The sequence below is a fragment of the Roseivivax halodurans JCM 10272 genome (genome assembly GCF_000521785.1).
In the GTDB taxonomy this organism is placed as follows: Bacteria; Pseudomonadota; Alphaproteobacteria; order Rhodobacterales; family Rhodobacteraceae; genus Roseivivax; species Roseivivax halodurans.
Window position 1 is genome coordinate 1 of record NZ_JALZ01000102.1, and the last position, 1842, is coordinate 1842.

Sequence of the window (1842 nt, forward strand, 5' to 3'; positions counted from 1 at the left end):
GAGCCCATCCTTCCGGATGCTACCACGTGAACGAATGTCGGCTCCAATGATGCTACGTTTACCAATGCAGACGGATATTCCGGCTAGCTTCCACAAACGCCGGCGAGAGAGACCGGTAGGTCGGGCGGCCCGATCCCCCTTGAATGCGCGGGCAATAGTCCGACGCGACTCAGGACAAACGGGGTGCGAGGCGCGTAGACCATAGTTCGGTGTCGCCGGAATCCATGAGCCGCACCGTCATCTCCCGGGTGGCGGCGTCGATATCGACGAGACCGAAGAACTGAAGTCCCTCGGATGGCGGAAGGTTCGCCCGGCCTTCCTCGGGATGCTTCGCGAAGCGTACCTCAGGACCGAACGTATTGTCGTACTCGGAGGGACCGAAAGTCCCGGAATGTAGGGGTCCCGAAACGAATTCCCAGAATGGCTCAAAATCCTGGAACACGGCGCGATCCGGGCTGTAGTGGTGCGCCGCGGTATAATGCACATCTGCGGTCAACCAGACGGTATTGGCGATGTCGGCGGCACGGATGACGGACAGGATCTCGGCGATATCCTGCTCGCGTCCAAGCGGTGGGCCGTCGCCGTTGGCCATGTTCTCGAAATCGGTCTCGCCGTCGCGGACCATCATGCCGATGGGCATGTCGGAGGCGATCACCTTCCAGGTCGCCCGCGACGCGGTAAGCTCGCGCTTCAGCCAGGCGAGTTGCGGCACGCCGAGGAACGGTGCGCCGTCCTCCTGACGGTTCGGCGAGTTGTCCCCCCGATAGCTGCGCATGTCGAGGAAGAAGATGTCCAGAAGCGGACCGTAGGCGACCTTGCGATAGACGCGCGCAGGTTCCTCGAGGGATTGCCGGGTCGGCATCATCTCGTGAAACGCCCGTGCGCCCCGCGCTGCGAGCAGTCGCACGTTCTTCTCGGTATACCGGTCATCCTCGAGAATCTCGGCAGGATACCAGTTGTTTGTCACCTCATGATCGTCCCATTGCGCCAGGATCGGCACCTCGGCGTTGAAGGCGCGCACGTTGTCGTCGAGGTAATTGTACAGATGCTGTCCGCGGAACTCGTCCAGCGTCTCGGCGACCTTGCGCTTGGCAGGCGTGACGACGTTTCGCCACATCGTGCCGTCCTCGAGCGCGACCCCCTCTTCCAGCGGGCCGTCGGCGTAAACGGTGTCGCCCGAATGGATCATGAAGTCCGGCTCGTGCTGCCGCATCGTGGCGTAGGTGCGCATTCCTCCGCGATCCCGGTCGATACCCCAGCCCTGCCCGGCCGTGTCGCCGGACCAGACGAAACGTATGTCACGCAGTCCCGTGGGCGCGGTGCGGAAGCGCCCGATAAGGGGTTCCGAAACTGCGGTCGGGTCGGAGAGATCTTCCATGCGGACGCGGTAAAATATCTCCTGGTCTGAAGGCAGGTCATTCAGGAGGAACTTGCCCGTATGGCCGGTCGTCGGACCCACGTTCAGGGCCGGTACCCGTGTAGCATCTGCCATGCTCTCCGTGGTCGCCCATTCGACCAACATGCGAGCGTCGCGGTCCGCATGCCCCCAGATCATCGCACCGTCATGGGCAACGTCTCCGGACATGATGCCGTGCATCATGACCGGCCGAGATTGCGCCCGAGAAAGGCTCGGAGCGGCAAGCATCGCGCTCGCCGCGGCACCCGTGGCGAGTGCCTGGCGACGGGAAAGGGTCATTCTGGCCATCGTTCGTCTCCATCTTCGCGGACCACAATATGCGCATTCAAGCAGACCAGCGTGTCAGCTTTACGATAGAGACGTGACACGGCGAGGAGCGCGGCTAACGGACCTTCCTCGCGAGTTCGCGACAGCCCGGTTTGTCC

1 protein-coding gene is annotated in these 1842 nt (G+C 62.8%); it reads right to left on the minus strand.

Features of this window, described 5'->3' with window-relative positions; all coding sequences use genetic code 11:
- Positions 1-169: 169 nt before the first annotated feature.
- Positions 170-1705, minus strand: a complete 1536-nt coding sequence (locus OCH239_RS21295) for an alkaline phosphatase D family protein (RefSeq protein WP_037267479.1) — start codon at positions 1703-1705, stop codon at positions 170-172.
- Positions 1706-1842 lie beyond the last annotated feature (137 nt).

What these genes read in the sequence shown, in the direction of transcription:
- OCH239_RS21295 (WP_037267479.1), bottom strand. Translation starts at nt 1,705, where the DNA reads ATGGCCAGAATGACCCTTTCCCGTCGCCAGGCACTCGCCACGGGTGCC.